This window comes from Desulfofundulus luciae (assembly GCF_030813795.1).
Classification (GTDB): Bacteria; Bacillota; Desulfotomaculia; order Desulfotomaculales; family Desulfovirgulaceae; genus Desulfofundulus; species Desulfofundulus luciae.
This window is the reverse complement of sequence record NZ_JAUSUX010000010.1, coordinates 52,584-68,993: the sequence shown is the minus strand read 5'-3', so window position 1 is coordinate 68,993 and position 16,410 is coordinate 52,584. Positions and strand designations below refer to the sequence as shown.

Below are 16,410 nucleotides of genomic sequence, written 5' to 3'. Positions count from 1 at the left end.
TGTTTTAACACCTCGCTTTTCGCTGGTACGATTCCGCATAAAACCAGTGCCAGTGAAAACGCAAGAAAATTATAACGGTTTAATTTAGTGAGGGGGGTTCTAATGAGCAACCGGTATCCCTTTTGCCGCCTTGAAATGGAGGTTGGCTGGGGTGACTGCGACGCCGCCGGCATTGCTTACTACGCCCAATACTTTGACTGGTTTTCCAACGGTCGCATTCAGCTTTTCAAAAAATACGGCTTGCCCTATATGACCCTTTTTCATCGGCAAAACATCAATATGGTGGCTCTTGAGGCCGGTTGCCGGTATAAAAAGTCGCTACGGCCGGAGGAGATAATCATTCTGGAAACCGTCCTGGTCACTTTAACCCGGACGAGAATCGGATTTAAATATAAAATACTCAAAAAAGACGGGGTGCTGGCCGCCGAGGGTTTTACCACCCACGCTTATGTGGATGAGCGGGGAAAGCCTTTTGGCGGATGCTGTGGGTACCGCACTCATGCTTTTGCAACGCGGAGAAGCCGACGTTATGGTCGCCGTAGGGGCGGAGTCCATCATCTGTCCCCTGGTCATAGCCGGCCTTCATGCCGCCAGAGCCATCTCCACCCGCAACGACGTTCCGGAGAAGGCCAGCCGTCCTTTTGACCGCCGTCGGGACGGATTGGTGATGGGAGAAGGAGCTGGCGCATTGATTCTGGAAACCCTTTCTCACGCTGAGCGCCGGGGCGCACGGATCAGGGCGGAATTAATCGGTTACGCCAACTCTGGCGACGGTTACCATACCACGGCGCCCGAACCCGGCGGGCGGGGAGAAATCCTGTGCATGCGTAAGGCCCTGGAAAGGGCGGGCTTGACACCCGGAGACATCGACTATATTAACGCTCACGGAACCTCCACGCCCCTGGGCGACCGGGTGGAAACTCTGGCCATTAAGGCTGTCTTTGGTTCCCGTGCTTCTCAGATTCCCATTAGCTCCACGAAGGGAGCCACGGGGCACCTGATGGGAGCCGGTGGCATAACCGGGTTAATAGCCTGTATCAAAGCCATCGAAGAAGGAATCGTACCGCCTACCATCAATTACGAAGAGCCGGATCCGGATTGTGACCTGGATTATGTGCCTAATATACCTCGCCGGACAAGAGTGAGGGTGGCCATGTCCAATTCCTTCGGATTTGGAGGGCAGAATGCCTGCCTGGTGGTGCGGGAATTTAGATGAGCCGGGTATCTGCCGGCAACCTGGTATTTGTGAGTTCACTTTTTCCACCGGAAGGCATTCTTCCGAAAGCTGAATTGGGTGCACTGAAAAACCAGGATTGTGAGTGCAACATTATTTAAGGTACTTTTGGTGAAGCGAGGTAAATTTATCCCAAATCCCCCGCCGAAGCTCCGGGGGATTTTATTTGCCCAAAGCAAGCGGATCTTTTCCAAAAGACACCCCATCGACAATTTCATAAAGGCACGGTACGGCAACCTCGTATCTGTCCCCGGTTTTCAGAGGTTTGAATATAAAAAAGTATTGATCTATTAAACCACCATGGTTATAATCTAGATATAAATATAGTTATAATCTAAATGTAACAGCAGTTATATTTTTGGTCATTTTATCTCTCTGCTCTGTTAAAAGAAGGGAGTGTTATATGGTGTAAAGTGGTTGATTTAATTTTTCCCCGCCTGGATACCATTCAAGTTACAGATGGTTGTATCTACTGGAGGAGCAAACAGGAAAGGAGGACTCCTGATGGAATCTCATGGAGAAAAGAAAATGAATCACACCACTCGGAGAGCATTCAAATTTATCATCCTGCTAGGAATCGTTAGCCTCTTTTCAGACATGACCTATGAAGGTGCCCGCAGCATTACCGGTCCTTTCCTGGCAGTGCTGGGGGCCACCGGAACAATCGTTGGTTTCGTTGCCGGACTGGGAGAACTGCTGGGTTACGGTGTGCGGCTGTTTTCCGGTTATATAAGCGATCGTACGGGGAGATACTGGCCGATTACAATACTGGGGTATTTTCTCAACCTCCTGGCGGTTCCTTTTCTGGCCCTGGCAGGTAACTGGCCGGTGGCAGCAGGTTTAATGATTACGGAAAGAGTGGGGAAGGCCATCCGTACTCCCGCCCGTGATGCCATGCTTTCTTACGCCACTTCGGAAGTTGGGAGAGGACGGGGATTTGGCCTTCACGAAGCTCTGGATCAAATTGGCGCCATTACCGGTCCTTTAATTGTGGCCCTGGTGTTATACTTTTTAAAAGGCAATTATAAAGCAGGATTTGCCGTTTTACTGGTGCCGGCTTCCGTTGCGCTAATAATCCTCATCGCTGCCAGGATTTTATATCCGGTCCCGCGAGAGCTGGAAGCAACGCCAATCATGGCGGTAGACAAAGGTTTACCGTCAAAATTCTGGCTTTACCTGGCTGCCGTCGCCCTCATAGCGGCCGGCTATGTTGATTATCCTTTAATTGCCTTCCACCTGGGTAAGACTTCTCTGATTTCGCCCGAATGGCTTCCAATACTTTATGCCATAGCAATGGCAGCCGATGCCCTGGCGGCTTTAATTTTTGGATACTTGTTTGACCGTACCGGAATCAATATTCTGGTCATAGCTGTACTGGTTTCATCCTCATTTGCACCCTTAGTGTTTTTGGGGGACTTTATAACAGTTGTAACAGGGATGGTAATCTGGGGTATTGGTATGGGGGCACAGGAATCGGTTTTAAGGGCAGCCATTGCCGGTATGATCCCTCCTGATAGGCGCGGTACTGCCTACGGGGTGTTCAACACCGGGTACGGCCTGTTCTGGTTCCTGGGCAGCGCCCTGATGGGGATTTTGTATGACCTGTCGGTAGGGTATGTGGTGGCATTTTCGGTGATAGTTCAGTTACTGGCAGTACCAATTATGCTTTATCTGGGAAAACGCAACAATTTAAAAGCAATATGAAATTCCAGTAAAATCCCAAAAATTTTTCTCAAATTTATCAGGATTCCATACACTCAGGTTTTTTATGCATGGAATCTTCGCATACAAAAACCCGATCGGCAAATTCATCCAGACGCGTACGGCACTCCTGTAATAGTTCCTTTGTCTTTTCTGCCAGGCTGGCCTGGAAGAAGTCCCTTTCCATAACCTTTTTCATCCATTTTTCCAGCTTGGCCAGATCTTCTTCGTTTTCTTCCAGTTCGGCGTAAGTAAAGTGCCGGCTTTCAGTTTCCATCTCTATTTCCTTGAAAAAATCTTCGCAACGGTCGATGATTTCCGCATATTCCTCGTCCCTGGCCGCATTGAAGAGTTCTATCAGGTTCTGTTCGCCAACGAGCAGCGTACCTTTGATTAAAAAGGATTCCCCTCCGCAATCCTCAATCTCTTTGCGCAATTGTCTGAACTGCCTTTCGGTGTCACGTCCGTAAGGCAAAACACAGACCCCGTTCTGCAGGTATATTGCTCCCAGGGACTTGATCCGCCGCCAGACTGCCGCCCTGTAACGGGACGGTTCTGGCGGCAACTTATAAACAAGTACAAGCCACTCCTGCACGTCATAGTACCTCCTCAATTGCAGCTTGATTTTGCCATGATGTTCCTACCGCGTCCCTCTCCTTCTCCGGACCTGCCGGCCACCGCGGGAATTCAGCACTTCAGACAGGATTACCGCCGCAGCCAGGTTGCGTCTCGAAAGCAGGGGACATTGCACCGGCCGGGGGCAGAATCCCCGGGTTTCCGGAAAAACCTGGTCCGCACCTTCAACTCCAGGCACGTTTTGTACGGAACGTTCCCGGTAAGCTTCACGCTTCGTTTCAGCCATCCGTTCCGGTTTATGTTCTAAAGCGGGGCCGGGGCAGCACTCCTGTTGCTCCCGCCGGAACACACCAGCAGGTGCTTTGCGAACCTTTTCCCCGTTCACCTGGCCGGGCGGATCCCCTTCCCGCCTGCTCCAGGGGCCGGGAAGCGGTCCTTCCTCCTGCCGGTTCCACGGGCCGGGAAGGGGAACATCCTCCGGGTCAGTTTCCCGGCGGTCCCATGGACCTGGCAGGGGCAAGTCAGTCTCTTCCGGCCTGCGGCTCCACGGACCGGGCAGGGGTAGATCCGCTTCTTCCTGTCGACGGCTCCAGGGTCCCGGTAAAGGCAAATCTTCCTCCTCCCCGTAATTCCCTGGTTCCCTTAAGGAACCATCCTGCGGTTTTTCCCGCGCATCCGGCTGCGGAAAGGGAGGAATGGGGCCCCCGGGATAACGCCGGCCGGACCTAGCGCGCTCCCTGGCAAAGAGTGTCCAGAAAATGAACAGGAGAAAAGCCCAGAAAATGAGCGCTTCCATGGGTTAGCGTTCCTTTCCCCTCATGGAGGACTCGCCGGGCTCACCCGGCTCGCCGCCCATCCTGGCCAGACCCTCGCGCATACGGGTATCGGCCAGCAGGTTTTGCATGTTGTAGTAATCCATGACACCCAGTTTGCCCTGGCGCAAAGCCTCGGCCATGGCCCGGGGCACTTCCGCTTCCGCTTCCACCACCCGGGCGCGCATTTCCTCCACCATGGCCCGCATCTCCTGCTCTTTGGCCACGGCCATGGCCCGCCGCTCCTCTGCCTTGGCCTGGGCAATGCGCTTGTCGGCTTCCGCCTGGTCGATTTGCAACTGGGCGCCGATGTTCCGCCCCACATCCACGTCGGCAATATCAATGGAAAGGATTTCGAAAGCCGTACCGGCATCCAGGCCCTTCTCCAGCACGGTCCGGGAAATGGAGTCCGGGTTTTCCAGCACGTGCTTGTGGCTTTCGGCGCTGCCCACTGTAGTCACCACCCCCTCGCCAACCCGGGCCAGGATGGTTTCCTCGCCGGCACCACCCACCAGGCGGTCGATATTGGCCCGCACCGTGACCCGGGCGATGACCTTGACCTCAATGCCGTCCTTGGCCACGGCAGACACCACGGGGGTTTGAATCACCTTGGGGTTGACGCTCATCTGCACCGCTTCCAGGACATTGCGCCCGGCCAGATCGATGGCCGCGGCCCGCTCAAAGGTGAGGGGAATGTCGGCCCGCTCGGCGGCAATGAGGGCATCCACCACCCGGTCCACATTACCCCCGGCGAGGTAATGGGCCTCCAGCTGGTTTACGGTTACATTGAGGCCGGCTTTATCGGCCTTAATCAACGGGCCGACAATTTTTGCCGGCGGGACGCGCCGCAGGCGCATGCCCACCAGGGTGAAAATGCCGATTTTTACTCCTGCGGCCAGGGCGGAAATCCACAGGCCTACGGGGATAAAACTGAAAATCACAGCCACGCCAATTAAAATGAGCAGGAAGAAAATGATTGTGGAAAGTCCAAGCAGAGTAAACATCCGACACCTCCTGCAGTGAATTAATTAAAAGCGCAGTATGGTAACCGGCTCCGGCCACTTCTGTCCTTGAAGTGAAGAAACACTACCTGCCATCCCGGCTTATATTTAGCTTGTGCAATACAGCTAAATGTAGTCTGCCCGGCGTACCACCACCCGGCTCCCTTCCACCCGCACCACCTGTACCTTCGCCCCGGCTGGGATGTATTCCCCGCCGGTAACCACATCCAGCCGCAAGCCGGCAATTTCCGCCGTCCCCGCGGGCCGCAGGGGGGTTAACGCCACCCCCGTAAGGTCCACCAGGTGCCCCAGGTCCACCTGCCCGGCCACATAGCCCTCATGTTTCTCCAGCCTTGTACCCAGGGTTAAACGCTGCCAGAGGTTCAGCCGGGACATAAATTTAAGCCCCAGGGAAAATACCACTATCGTGAGGGCCAGGGCCACCACCAGCGCAGCCGTGGCCTGGGTAAAATCCACCGCCAGCAACAATACCCCCCACGCCAGGAGAATGATCCCGGTCATCCCCGCCACGCCAAAGCCCGGAACGACGAAAATTTCCAGCACCAGGGCAATAAAGCCCAGCAAAAAAGCCAGTACCGAGAGCCAGGTTAAAAGTTGACCAGGCATAATCTTTGGTTCACCCCCCCATCCGTTAAAATCCCCGGGGAGATCCGCAACGCCGGGACGGCAGCCGTAGAAGGTGTAAAAATGCCCGGCGCGCTTTAATCCAGCACCGGGCTTCTCCTGCTGACGCCACACGTGCGCGGTGAATTTTCGTTTCCGCCGGCCCGGCCAGGCAATTAACGGTACTTACGCCTTCTGGCCGCTTCGGATTTTTTCTTGCGCCGCACACTGGGTTTTTCGTAATGTTCATGCCGTCTTGCTTCGGCTAAGACGCCAGCTTTCTGACAGGAACGCTTGAAGCGACGGAGGGCGCTATCCAGGGTTTCATTCTTGCCAACACGTACTTCTGGCACTGCTCTTTTCCCTCCCTCCGCCAGGCTGTAAGGCTGTTCATATAAGTGCAAAGACCCCCAACCCAAAATTGCAAAATACCCTGTTATTATAGCTCGCTTTCTACAGTTGCGTCAACTAGCCCGGTGGCCACTGCAGCGCTCTACCCCCCAGCAAATGATAATGAATATGGAAAATTAGCTGGCCGGCATCTTCCTTGCAATTGCTGACCAACCGAAACCCCTTTTCTTCCAGGTTCAACTGCTGAGCAACCCGGGCTGCCGCCAGCTGAACGCGTCCGATTATGGAAACGTCTTCATCCGCCAGGTCGAAGAAGGTGGGGATATGTTTTTTCGGAATGAGCAAGAGGTGGACGGGAGCCGCCGGGTGGATGTCCTTAAAGGCCATCACATGTTCATCCTCATAAACGATCTCGGCGGGAATCTCCTTTTTCACGATCTTGCAGAAAATGCAATCCTGCATCATGCCACCTCCCTCCCGTAACATAGTAACAACGGTTTTTTATTCAACATTGAAGGAATTAAATCCTGCCGGTAAACTTAAATTATGATCCCTTTTAAATCCGTCCCCTCTACCCCCTCCACCCGCACCGGTACCAGCTCGCCCACAAAATTTTCCCGGGCCGGGAAAATTACCCGCAGGTAATTATCGGTAAGACCGGCAAAGAAACCTGCTTTTTCTGGCAACTCTTCTTCCACCAGCACCTGGACTTCCCGGCCAATATGTTTGGCGGCAAAGGAACGGGCCAGCTCATCTCCCAGCGCAATCATCCGGCGGCTTCGCGCCTCCTTCACCGGGGCACTGATCTGGTCGGGAAAGGAGGCCGCGGCTGTACCCTGCCGGGGGGAATACTTGAAAACATGCAGCCGGGCAAAAGCCATCTCGCGCACAAAATTAAACGTATTTTCAAACTGGCCATCGCTTTCCCCGGGGAAACCAACAATAACGTCGGTGGTAATGGCTATGCCGGGCACGCGCCCCCTCACTTTTTGAACCAGCTCACGAAACCAGGCCGTGGTATAGTGACGGCGCATACGGGCCAGGACCGTATCATCGCCGCTTTGCAGGGGGATATGCAGGTGGCGGCAGACATTGGGCCTGGTAGCCATTATATCCACCAGTTTATCTGTAATGTCCACCGGTTCCACCGAACTGAGGCGCAGGCGCACCAATCCCGGAATTTCAGCCAGGCATTCCACCAGGCCGGCCAGGTCCGGGCCGCCGGGCCGGTCCTGGCCGTAGGCCCCGGTATGAATGCCGGTGAGCACCAGTTCCTTAAAGCCCCCGGCTACCAGCCTCCTGGCTTCGGCCAGGACATTTTCCGGATCCCGGCTGCGCAGCGGCCCCCGGGCATAGGGAATAATGCAGTAGGCGCAATAATTATTGCACCCTTCCTGGATTTTTAAAAAGGCCCGCACGCGGGAGGGTAGCGCCGGTACGGGCAGTTCCTCGTAATCCTGGTCAGCAAAAACATCCCGTACCACGGCCAGCGGCCCTTCCTTACGGCTTTCCAGTTCCTCCACCAGATCCACAATGCGGGATTTGTCCCTTGTCCCCACCACCAGGTCCACGCCGGGGATGGAGAGCACCTCTTCCGGCGAGGTCTGGGCGTAACAGCCGGTTACCACCACACGGGCATGGGGGTTGTTTCGCGTGGCCCGCCGGATAAGCTGCCTTGACTTGCGGTCCCCCAGGTGGGTAACCGTACAGGTGTTGATGACATAAATGTCCGCCGGTTCGCTGAAGTCCACCACTTTATAGCCCCGCTCCCGGAACAGGGTGGCCAGGGCCGCCGACTCATATTGATTAACCTTGCATCCCAGGGTGGTCACGGCTACAGTCCTGGGCACGTCTTTCACCCCCACGGTTGGTTTCACCGGTCGCTACCTGCTGGATACCCGCCCAGGTCCCCCAGCTCATAAAGAACCATAGTCAGTGTGGCCAGTCCCGCCGTTTCCGTGCGCAGGATTCGCGGGCCCAGGGAAACGGAAAGTACGCCCCTTTCCCTGGCCATGGCCACTTCCCCGGCAGCAAACCCGCCCTCAGGACCGATAAAGATAAACACTTCCCCGCAGGACTGCCCTCTAAGAGCTGCTTTCAGGGAAAACTCCCGTTCCTCCTCCCAGGGCATCAGGGCCAGGGCACCCGGGGATATAAGGTCAAGCACTGCCGCCAGATCCATAACCTCGGTGACCCGGGGCACTATTGCCCGGCGGGACTGCTTGGCCGCTTCCAGCGCTATCCGCTGCCAGCGCTGCTGGCGTTCCCGGGCCTTGGCCGGGGTAAGCCGGACCACGGAACGGCGACAGGCTAAAGGAACCACACAGGATACGCCGAGCTCGGTGCTCTTTTGTATAATTATGTCCATTTTGTCGCCCTTGGAAAGCCCCTGGACCAGGGTCACCTTCAGGGGAGCTTCTCCCCCGGGGATAAATTGCTCCAGGATCACCCCTTCAACGGTAGTTCCGGTGGTGCCGGTCAACCTCACCCGGTACCCCTTGCCCCGCCCGTCCATAACCGTGATCACGTCCCCGGGTGCAAGGCGCAACACCCGGGAAATATGCACCACATCGGGCCCGGTAATGGTCACCCGATCCCCGGTAATCTGCTCCGGGGAAACAAAGAAATAACCTATGGCCGGCACCCCCCACGGGCCAGCAGGGCATGCCACTCGCCACTGCAGCGCCGGTCTATAATCTCAAAACCGTGAGAATGCATGGCGCCAGCGACATCCTGCTCCCGCCCCCTGATGATACCCGAAGCAATAAAGAGGCCGGCGGGTTTTAGAATCTTACGCGCCTGGAGGGCGAGGCGAATAATCACATCGGCCACGATATTGGCCACCACCACATCCACGGGGCCTTCCATACCGGCCAGTAAATCGCCGCACATGACCTCCACCAGGTCCTGCACCCGGTTTTGCTCTACATTTTGCCGGGCGGCCGCCACGGCCACCGGGTCGTTGTCCACCGCCACCACCCGGCGGGCACCCAGCAGGGCGGCGGCAATGGCCAGGATGCCCGAACCGGTGCCCACATCCACCACCACTTCACCGCCGACCAGGACATCCTCCAGCAGGGAAAGACAAAGGCGCGTGCTGGGGTGGGTGCCGCAACCAAAGGCCATCCCCGGATCCATTTCAATCACTACCTGGCCCGGGAGGGCCCGGTACTCTTCCCAGGCGGGTTTCACCACCAGTTTCCTGCCCACACAAACGGGCTTATAGTATGCCTTCCAGGAACCGGCCCAATCCTCTTCTTTCATTTTTCTGGTGTTTAAGGTGAATGCCGTCTCACCGGCCAGAGTCGCCAACCGCTCTTTCAGGGCGGCCAAACGGGCGTCCAGATTTTCATCCACGGGCAGGTAAGCCTTCACCACCGGCTCCCGCGGCAGGGATAGAGGGTCCAGAGCCACCTCATCCTGCGGTCCCTGTAAATACAAAGAAAAGAGGGCGGGGTCTTCAATGGCCACCCCGCCGGTACCCAGCTCAATAAACATATTGCTTACCGCCTCAACCCACTCGTCAGGCGTGGTGACGGCAATTTCCAACCACTGCAAATTAACCGGCCTCCCATTAACCCATAAAGGCGTCCCTTACTTTATCAAAGAAACCCTTTTCCACCCCGGCCGGGTTCTCCCCGCTCAACCGGGCAAACTGGCGTAACAGCTTCTTCTGTTCCTCGGTAAGCCTGGTGGGAACCATCACCTTGACCCGTACCAGCTGGTCACCCCGCCCGTACCCGCTCAGGTCGGGAATACCCTTGCCCCGCAGGCGGAAGACGGTGCCGTGCTGGGTGCCCTCGGGAATACGTATGGTTGCCTTGCCTTCAAGGGTGGGTACTTCCACCTCATCTCCCAGGGCAGCCTGGGCAAAGGAAATGGGCAGTTCCATGATCACGTCATTGCCCTCACGTTTAAAGATCTTGTGAGGCCGGACGCGAATGTAAATATACAGGTCTCCCGGCGGTCCACCCCTTAAGCCGGCCTCTCCCTCACCGGCTACCCGCAGCCTCGTCCCGTCGTCCACACCGGCGGGGATCTTGATGTTGATGGTGCGGGTGCGGCGAACCTGCCCGCTGCCGTGACAGTTGGCGCAGGGCTTTTCGATAATGCGGCCTGCACCGCGGCAACGGTCGCAGGTGCGGGATTGTAAAATACGCCCGAAGGGTGTGCTCTGGGCAAATTGAATCTGCCCGGAGCCCCCGCACACGGGACAGGTCACAGGACGGGTCCCGGGAGCGGCCCCGGTACCGTCACAGGTGCTGCATGGCTCCATGCGGGGTACCCGGATATCCTTCTCCAGGCCAAAGGCGGCCTCTTTAAAGGAAAGCTCCAGATCCACCCGGATGTCATCGCCTTTTTCTGGACCGCGCCTGTGCCGGGTGGACCCGCCAAAGAACATGTCGAAAATATCCCCCAGGCCGCCAAAATCGCTACCAAAGCCGCCAAAACCGCCAAACCCCTCGAACCCGCCAAATCCTTGATTACCGGTGGCGGCATGGCCAAAGCGGTCATACTGAGCCCTTTTCTCCGGGTCGCTCAAAACTTCGTAGGCTTCAGTTATTTCCTTAAATTTGGCCTCCGCATCCTTATCGTTGGGATTGGCGTCGGGGTGGTACTGCCGGGCCAGCTTGCGGTAGGCTTTTTTGATTTCCTCCTGCGTGGCGTCCCGGGATATTCCCAGGATTTCGTAGTAGTCACGCTTTGCCATGGCGTTACCACCACCTGACTATACCTTCTTGTATTGCCAAACGCCTCCTGGTAACAATGCAAACCTGGCCGGCAGTCGTCTTCATAAACCACCGGCCAGAAGAAATCGCACAACAAATTGCGACGCGAAAGCACATCCGCTAGTATTATACAATATTGCTGCGGCTACTGCCAATTACTTCTGATCGTCTTTGACTTCGTAATCAGCATCCACCACTTTTTCGCCCCCGGAACCGGTAGCGCCGCCACCGCCGGCCTGGGCCTGCTGGGCATGCTGCTGGTAAAGAAGGGCGGACAATTCATAAAGGGGCTTGGTCAGTTCATCGATGCGGGATTTGATGAGCTGCATGTCCTTTCCGCCCAGGGCTTCTTTCAGCCTTTCCACGGCCTTCTTCACTTCTTCCACCCTGGCCTTGTCGGCCTTGTCTCCCAGGTCCTTAATGGTTTTTTCCGCCTGGTAAATCATGCTGTCCGCCTGGTTACGCAGTTCCGCCTCTTCTTTTCGCTTGCGGTCTTCCTCGGCATGTCTTTCCGCATCTTTAACCATGCGCTGGATTTCTTCTTCCGAGAGCCGGGAAGTGCCGCTGATAGTAATGCTCTGGGCCTTGCCGGTGGCCAGATCCTTGGCGGAAACGTTGACAATGCCGTTTACGTCGATATCAAACTTAACTTCAATTTGCGGCACTCCCCGTGGTGCCGGGGGAATACCGGTAAGGGTAAACCGTCCCAGGGTCTTGTTGTCGGCCGCCATCGGGCGTTCGCCCTGGAGCACATGGATTTCCACCGTAGTCTGGCCGTCGGCGGCGGTGGTGAAGATCTGGCTCTTGGAAGTGGGAATGGTGGTATTCCGCTCAATGATCTTGGTAAAGACGCCGCCCAGGGTTTCAATGCCCAGGGAGAGGGGCGTTACGTCCAGAAGCAGCACGTCCTTGACCTCGCCGGCCAGCACTGCGGCCTGAATGGCCGCCCCAATGGCCACACACTCGTCCGGGTTGATCCCCTTGTAGGGCTCTTTGCCCAGGAACTTGCGAATGGCTTCCTGGACTGCCGGAATCCGGGTGGAACCGCCCACCAGGATCACCTTGTGGATGTCCTTGGGCTCCAGGCCGGCGTCCGCCAGGGCCTGCCGGGTCGGGCCCATGGTCATTTCCACCAGGTCGGCGGTCAGTTCTTCAAACTTGGCCCGGGTAAGGGTCACGTCCAGGTGCTTGGGACCACTGGCATCGGCGGAAATAAAGGGCAGGTTGATATTGGTGGTGGTGACACTGCTCAGTTCAATTTTGGCCTTCTCGGCAGCTTCCTTCAGCCGCTGCATGGCCATACGGTCGTTGCGCAGGTCAATGCCCGTCTCTTTCTTAAACTGCTCGATCAGCCAGTCCATGATCCGCTGGTCGAAATCATCGCCGCCCAGGCGGTTGTTTCCGCTGGTGGCCTTCACTTCAAAGACGCCGTCGCCCAGCTCCAGTATGGATACGTCAAAGGTACCTCCACCCAGGTCGAACACCAGGATGGTCTGATCCTCCTCTTTGTCCAGCCCGTAGGCCAGGGAGGCAGCGGTAGGCTCGTTGATAATGCGCAGCACCTCAAGGCCGGCAATTCTACCTGCATCCTTTGTGGCCTGCCGCTGGGAATCGGTAAAGTAAGCGGGTACGGTAATAACCGCCTTCTCCACCTTTTCCCCCAGGTAGGCCTCGGCGTCAGCCTTTAGTTTCTGCAGGATCATGGCCGAAATTTCCTCGGGGGTATATTCCTTATCGTCAATTTTTACCCTGTAATTGGTACCCATGTGCCGCTTGATGGACCTGATGGTCCGTTCCGGGTTGCTCACTGCCTGGCGCTTGGCCAACTGGCCCACCAGGCGCTCGCCAGTTTTGGTGAAACCAACTACAGAAGGAGTAATGCGTTCTCCTTCAGCGTTGGGAATAACGATTACCTCGCCGCCTTCCATGACGGCCATACAGGAGTTGGTAGTACCAAGGTCAATGCCTATAACCTTCCCCATCTATAAATTCCCCTCCTTAACAGACACTGCTGGTCTGGTTGTTCTCTTTGTTTTCTTTTTCCTGCCCTTGATTTTGCTCCTCCGGCGAGGACACCGCCCGGGCCACCTTGACCATGGCCGGCCGCAACAGCCGGTCCTTAAAATAGTAGCCCCGGCGCAGTTCCTCTATAACGGTGTTGTCCGGGTAAGCATCGGTTTCTTCCTGCATGATTGCCTCGTGTTTGGCAGGATCAAAGGGTTCATTTACCGCCGGCACGGGAGAAAGCCCCTCCCTGGTAAGGATTTCCTTGAGCTGGCGGTAGATCATTTCCACCCCCGCCACCACCCGGGCGGGGTCCTCCTCCCGGGCCGCCAGTGCCCGCTCAAAGTTATCCAGCACGGACAACAGCTCCGCCACCAGGGGCTGGGAAGCATATTTAAACCATTCTTCCCGCTCCCGGTTTATGCGGCGCCGGTAGTTTTCAAAATCGGCCTGCACCCTTGCCAGGCGCTGGAAATAATCCTGGGCCAGGGCCGTTTGTTCGGCCAGGCGTCGCTCCAGTTCCTTTACATCCATTTCCTGCCGGGATTCACCTGCCGGCTGCTGTCCATCGTCCGGCAAACCGTATTGACCGGCAGGGGCATTTTGGGCTTCGCTGCCGGATTCCCCTGCCGGTGGGCTTTCCTGGGTGGCACCGGCAGGCCTGGTTTCCTCAGCCTCTATATTTTGAGGGACTTTTTGTTCTTCCATCTCCGTCACCTCGCCAGTTATAAGTCCGTCGCCTGTTTCGGGTTTACCTCCCTGTCTTCCCGCTTCTTGATGATGGTATCAATCCGTAAAATGGCTTCGGCAATCTCCCCGGCGGCTTTAAAGGCGTAAGTCTTCACCAGAACGGGGTCCACAACTCCCAGCTCGTACATATCCGCTACCTGGCCCGTATCGCAGTCCACGGCCAGGGCATCGTTCCCCGTCTCCACCTGGGCGGCCATGACATCGCCAATCTTTTCCAGGGGATTGAAGCCCGCATTGGCCACAATCTGGGCCAGGGGGCGTTTCAAAGCTTCCACCACGCAATCCACCCCGTAGGCGGTCATGCCGCGCATGGAGGCCCGGACCTTTTCCACTTCCCGGGCCACGGCCAGCTCCAGAGCTCCCCCGCCGGGAACGACTCCTCCCTTCACGGCTGCCTGTACGGCGGAAGCGGCATCCTTGGCAATACGCTCCCTTTCCCCTACCACCTCGGCGGTAGCGGCACCCACCAGGACGGTAGCCATGGGCTTTCCGGCACCTTCCTGAATCCAGACCTGTTCCAGCTTTTCATCATGAAAAACCCGGCGGCAACGGCCGAGGCACCGCTTGATCTGTTCCAAATCTTTTTTCAACCCGGTGCGCTTGATCATCCGCGCCCCGGTGTGTTCGGCCACCCGGCGCAGCTCCTTGTTGGCCACCCTCTGGACGACCATGATGCCGGCATCGGTGAGCATTTCTTCGGCAACGTCATGGACGCCCCGGTCGGCCAGCACCAGCCCCACCTGCAAGTCAATAATTTTCTGTATGTTTTCCCGGAACTGGTCCTGCAACTCCATGTAACGGGCAAAGCCGGCTTCGGTGGCCAGGGCTTCCTCCTCAATTTCCTCCGGCTCCAGGGCATCATCAATTACCAGCACCCCAGCATCCGTCAGTTCCCGGGGCATCTGGCGGTTCATGGGCTCCTTGTTTACGATCACGCCCATAAAAACCTGGTTATCCGCCCCTTCCTCAGCCATGACGGTATCTGAAAAGCGAAAGGCCCGGTCTAAGAGCTTATCCCGGCCAATCATCCTGGCCGCCTGCACCACCAGGGCCGCAATATCCTCGTGCCCCCGTCCGGCCACCAGGGCAACCTGATAGATTAATGGGTCGTCCAGATCTGCCACCGGCCGGGCCTTTTGCATCATAACCTCCAGGCCCCGCTTAACTCCCGCCCGGATGCCCTCAATAACCCGGGCTACCGGCACTCCCCGGGCCACCTGCTCCACCCCGGCACCAACCATGGCCCCGGCCATTACCGTAGCAGTGGTGGTACCGTCGCCAATTTCCTCCTGCTGGGCCTTGGCAATATTGATTAACATCCGGGCCGCGGGATGATTGGCCTCCATCATGGTGAGAATGGTTACACCGTCGTTGGTAATGACCACTTCCCCAAATTTATCCACCAGCATGGTATCCAGGCCCTTTGGCCCCAGGGTACCTTCTACTGCCGAAGCAATGGCACGAACGGCGTTGGCATTGGTGACCAGGGCCGCCAGCCGCTCATCCACTTCCGTGCCCGTGCTGGCCTGCTGCTTGAGACTCAAAACCCGCTCCCCCTTATTTGCCCCCGCCTCCCAGGAGATCTTCCAGGGCGCGGGAAAGGTTTTTGGTCAAATGCTCCACTACGGTGACCACCCTGGCGTAATCCATGCGGGTTGGACCCAAAACGCCAATAGACCCGACGGGCTTCCCTTTCAACCGGTAGGTGGCCACGACCATACTGCAGTTGCTCATCTGCCGGCAGCGGATCTCCCGGCCAATGCGCACGGTAACGCCTTCTTTGCCCACGTCGTCAGCTAATAAATTACACAGAAGATTTTCCTGTTCCAGCAGGCTGAGCAAGGTTTTAACCTTCTCCACATTATGGAATTCCGGTTGATTTAATATATTAAGGATCCCGCCAAGATATATTCTGTCCTCCGGCTGCCTGGTCAGGCTATCCTGCAACAGTTCCATGGCCAGCTCAATAATGTGCTTATGCTTGACCAGTTCAAAGTAAATTTCCTTCACCAGGGTTAGCTTAATGCTGTCCATAGTGCGACCCTGAAGTTTGGCATTCAGCACCGTGGAGATGGTTTCCAGGTCCTCGGAGGTTATGCCACTGGGTATATCAATAATCCGGTGGTGCACGGTGCCGCTATCCATAATGGCGACCAGCATGGCCTGCTCGGGACCCAGTTGAACCAGGCGTATGTATTTAAAGCTGCTGGTACCGATTTTGGGCGGAAGCACCATGGCGGCGTACTGGGTCAACTGGGACAATAACTGTCCCGTGCGTTGAATTACTTCTCCCACATCCCGCACTTTCTGGCGATAGCTTTTGCGGATCAACTCTTCTTCCTCGACGGTTAGCTCCTGCCGTTTCATCAAATAATCCACGTAATACCGGTATCCTAACTCCGAAGGGATTCGTCCGGCGGAGGTATGTGGCTGTTCAATATAACCCATCTCCTCCAGATCGGCCATCTCATTGCGGATGGTGGCCGGACTGATGCCCAGCCGGTATTTCCGGGCGATAGTGCGGGAACCCACCGGTTCAGCGGTGGCAATGTAATCGGTGATAATGGCCAGAAGGATATCCTGCTTGCGGGCATCCATTCTCACCCTTAGCACCCCCTTTGTTAGCA

16 protein-coding genes and 1 pseudogene are annotated in these 16,410 nt (G+C 56.5%); 3 read left to right on the top strand and 14 right to left on the bottom strand.

Going from position 1 to position 16,410, the window contains the following annotated elements:
* Window positions 1–102 precede the first annotated feature (102 nt).
* The 3 genes and pseudogenes from J2Z49_RS14850 to J2Z49_RS07715 form a co-directional block, all read left to right on the top strand.
* Window positions 103–399, top strand: a pseudogene (locus J2Z49_RS14850) (acyl-CoA thioesterase); the annotation flags it as partial.
* 49 nt (window positions 400–448) lie between these two features.
* Window positions 449–1,216 carry a beta-ketoacyl-[acyl-carrier-protein] synthase family protein gene (locus J2Z49_RS07720; RefSeq protein ID WP_307401655.1) on the top strand — a complete coding sequence of 256 codons (768 nt, stop codon included), beginning with the start codon at window positions 449–451 and terminating at the stop codon, window positions 1,214–1,216.
* Between the two features lie 522 nt (window positions 1,217–1,738).
* The gene (locus J2Z49_RS07715; protein ID WP_307401651.1) at window positions 1,739–2,938 is read left to right on the top strand and encodes an MFS transporter; all 1,200 of its coding nucleotides are present in this window, start codon (window positions 1,739–1,741) and stop codon (window positions 2,936–2,938) included.
* Window positions 2,939–2,975: 37 nt separating this feature from the next.
* Here the strand turns inward: J2Z49_RS07715 and J2Z49_RS07710 are convergent, their stop codons facing one another.
* The 14 genes from J2Z49_RS07710 to hrcA form a co-directional block, all read right to left on the bottom strand.
* The gene (locus tag J2Z49_RS07710) at window positions 2,976–3,530 is read right to left on the bottom strand and encodes a Chromate resistance protein ChrB (RefSeq protein WP_207543833.1); all 555 of its coding nucleotides are present in this window, start codon (window positions 3,528–3,530) and stop codon (window positions 2,976–2,978) included.
* Between the two features lie 45 nt (window positions 3,531–3,575).
* Window positions 3,576–4,307 carry a chromosomal replication initiator protein DnaA gene (locus J2Z49_RS07705; RefSeq protein ID WP_307401647.1) on the bottom strand — a complete coding sequence of 244 codons (732 nt, stop codon included), beginning with the start codon at window positions 4,305–4,307 and terminating at the stop codon, window positions 3,576–3,578.
* A 3-nt stretch (window positions 4,308–4,310) separates the two neighbouring features.
* The gene (floA, locus tag J2Z49_RS07700) at window positions 4,311–5,327 is read right to left on the bottom strand and encodes a flotillin-like protein FloA (protein ID WP_307401645.1); all 1,017 of its coding nucleotides are present in this window, start codon (window positions 5,325–5,327) and stop codon (window positions 4,311–4,313) included.
* A gap of 123 nt (window positions 5,328–5,450) precedes the next feature.
* On the bottom strand, window positions 5,451–6,083 hold the full coding sequence (locus tag J2Z49_RS07695) for an NfeD family protein (protein ID WP_307401642.1): 633 nt from the start codon (window positions 6,081–6,083) through the stop codon (window positions 5,451–5,453).
* Window positions 6,084–6,124: 41 nt separating this feature from the next.
* Window positions 6,125–6,301: a 30S ribosomal protein S21 gene (gene rpsU / locus J2Z49_RS07690; RefSeq protein ID WP_013823688.1), complete on the bottom strand. Its 177-nt coding sequence runs from the start codon at window positions 6,299–6,301 to the stop codon at window positions 6,125–6,127.
* Between the two features lie 115 nt (window positions 6,302–6,416).
* Window positions 6,417–6,761, bottom strand: a complete 345-nt coding sequence (locus J2Z49_RS07685; RefSeq protein ID WP_307401750.1) for a histidine triad nucleotide-binding protein — start codon at window positions 6,759–6,761, stop codon at window positions 6,417–6,419.
* A gap of 77 nt (window positions 6,762–6,838) precedes the next feature.
* Window positions 6,839–8,176, bottom strand: coding sequence for a tRNA (N(6)-L-threonylcarbamoyladenosine(37)-C(2))-methylthiotransferase MtaB (gene mtaB / locus J2Z49_RS07680; RefSeq protein ID WP_307401637.1), 1,338 nt, complete (start codon window positions 8,174–8,176; stop codon window positions 6,839–6,841).
* Entirely contained in the window at window positions 8,173–8,934 is a 762-nt protein-coding gene (locus J2Z49_RS07675) for a 16S rRNA (uracil(1498)-N(3))-methyltransferase (protein WP_307401747.1), read from the bottom strand. The genes mtaB and J2Z49_RS07675 overlap by 4 nt, the downstream gene beginning before the upstream one ends.
* Window positions 8,931–9,857: a 50S ribosomal protein L11 methyltransferase gene (gene prmA, locus J2Z49_RS07670; RefSeq protein ID WP_307401634.1), complete on the bottom strand. Its 927-nt coding sequence runs from the start codon at window positions 9,855–9,857 to the stop codon at window positions 8,931–8,933. The genes J2Z49_RS07675 and prmA overlap by 4 nt, the downstream gene beginning before the upstream one ends.
* A gap of 16 nt (window positions 9,858–9,873) precedes the next feature.
* Window positions 9,874–11,010: a molecular chaperone DnaJ gene (gene dnaJ, locus J2Z49_RS07665; protein WP_307401633.1), complete on the bottom strand. Its 1,137-nt coding sequence runs from the start codon at window positions 11,008–11,010 to the stop codon at window positions 9,874–9,876.
* Between the two features lie 174 nt (window positions 11,011–11,184).
* On the bottom strand, window positions 11,185–13,011 hold the full coding sequence (gene dnaK / locus J2Z49_RS07660) for a molecular chaperone DnaK (RefSeq protein ID WP_307401630.1): 1,827 nt from the start codon (window positions 13,009–13,011) through the stop codon (window positions 11,185–11,187).
* A gap of 16 nt (window positions 13,012–13,027) precedes the next feature.
* Window positions 13,028–13,741: a nucleotide exchange factor GrpE gene (gene grpE, locus J2Z49_RS07655; RefSeq protein ID WP_307401627.1), complete on the bottom strand. Its 714-nt coding sequence runs from the start codon at window positions 13,739–13,741 to the stop codon at window positions 13,028–13,030.
* A gap of 17 nt (window positions 13,742–13,758) precedes the next feature.
* Window positions 13,759–15,327 carry a TCP-1/cpn60 chaperonin family protein gene (locus J2Z49_RS07650; RefSeq protein ID WP_307401623.1) on the bottom strand — a complete coding sequence of 523 codons (1,569 nt, stop codon included), beginning with the start codon at window positions 15,325–15,327 and terminating at the stop codon, window positions 13,759–13,761.
* Window positions 15,328–15,340: 13 nt separating this feature from the next.
* Window positions 15,341–16,387: a heat-inducible transcriptional repressor HrcA gene (gene hrcA / locus J2Z49_RS07645; protein WP_307401620.1), complete on the bottom strand. Its 1,047-nt coding sequence runs from the start codon at window positions 16,385–16,387 to the stop codon at window positions 15,341–15,343.
* Window positions 16,388–16,410: the final 23 nt, after the last annotated feature.